Origin of the sequence: Salinisphaera sp. PC39, from assembly GCF_040361335.1 — a bacterium.
GTDB lineage: Bacteria > Pseudomonadota > Gammaproteobacteria > Nevskiales > Salinisphaeraceae > APNM01.
This window is the reverse complement of sequence record NZ_APNM01000036.1, coordinates 1-1,046: the sequence shown is the minus strand read 5'-3', so window position 1 is coordinate 1,046 and position 1,046 is coordinate 1. Positions and strand designations below refer to the sequence as shown.

Sequence of the window (1,046 nt, the reverse complement as noted above, 5' to 3'; positions counted from 1 at the left end):
CTCTAGCTGTGTAAACGCACCACATTGTTCACGTTAATGGGCAGCCGGCTGATGGGTGGTTGATGATTCAGGCTGGCATGGGGTCGATGCCAGTTGTAGTCGTGCAGCCAGTACGGCAGATAGGCGGCGCGCTGGTCGGCGTTGTCGTAGACATGGGCGTAGGCCCATTCGTGCAGCGCCGTCTGGATCAGGCGCTCGGCCTTGCCGTTGGTCCGCGGTCGATAGGGCCGCGTGGTTCGATGGGCCAGGCCGAGCCGGCGGCAGGCCTTGGCAAAAAGGCGTGATCGATAGCAGGCGCCGTTGTCGGTCAACACGGCCTTGAAGCGCACGCCCAGGCGCCGGTAATAGCGCAGTGTGGCCAGCAGTGCCCGGACCGCGCTGGCGCCGGTCTCGTCCGGCCAGATCGTGGCATGCGCCACGCGGCTGTGATCGTCGATGGCGACATGGACATAGTCCCAGCCCGCGCCCCGCGATTGGTGGCGTCGATCCCCGGTCACGTGATGCCCTGGCCGGGCAAAGCGATTGATCTTTTTCACATCCAGGTGCAGCAAGTCGCCGGGGGCGCCGTACTCATAGCGCTGGGCCGGGCGAGACGGCGCCAGCGCCGACAGCCGATTCAACCCGGCCTGTTGCAGTATCCGGGCGATCGTGGCCACCGGCACACCGGTCGTGTGCGCAATGGCGCGATAGATCCAACGCTGACGACGCAAGCCGATGATACGCGCGCGTTGTCCTTGATCGAGCCGGTGTGGGCAGCGATGGGGCCGGCAACTCCGGTCGAACAGTCCGTCTCGCCCCTCGGCGTGATAACGCCTCAGCCACTTGTAGACCGTGCGCCGACTCACCGCCATCGCCTGGGCCACCTCCACCGGCCGCAGACCGTCTTCGAGCACGCGACGGACCAGCACCTCTCGACCGTGAACGGTCAGTCGCGCATTCTTGTGCGTGTTCATCCGGGTCGCTCCTTAAGTCTGACGGATTTGAGCACCCATCAGCTTCAAGGAACGCGGCCCGGATGAACAATCTACTGAGAGGTCACATCTAGC

General features: G+C 64.6%; 1 protein-coding gene. It reads right to left on the bottom strand.

All coding sequences use genetic code 11. The features are described from left to right. Positions 1-2: 2 nt before the first annotated feature. Entirely contained in the window at positions 3-953 is a 951-nt protein-coding gene (locus PC39_RS16605; RefSeq protein WP_353254533.1) for an IS481 family transposase, read from the bottom strand. Between the last annotated feature and the right edge of the window lie 93 nt (positions 954-1,046).

Coding starts and splice junctions, on each gene's coding strand:
- PC39_RS16605 (WP_353254533.1), bottom strand. CDS start 953: ATGAACACGCACAAGAATGCGCGACTGACCGTTCACGGTCGAGAGGTG.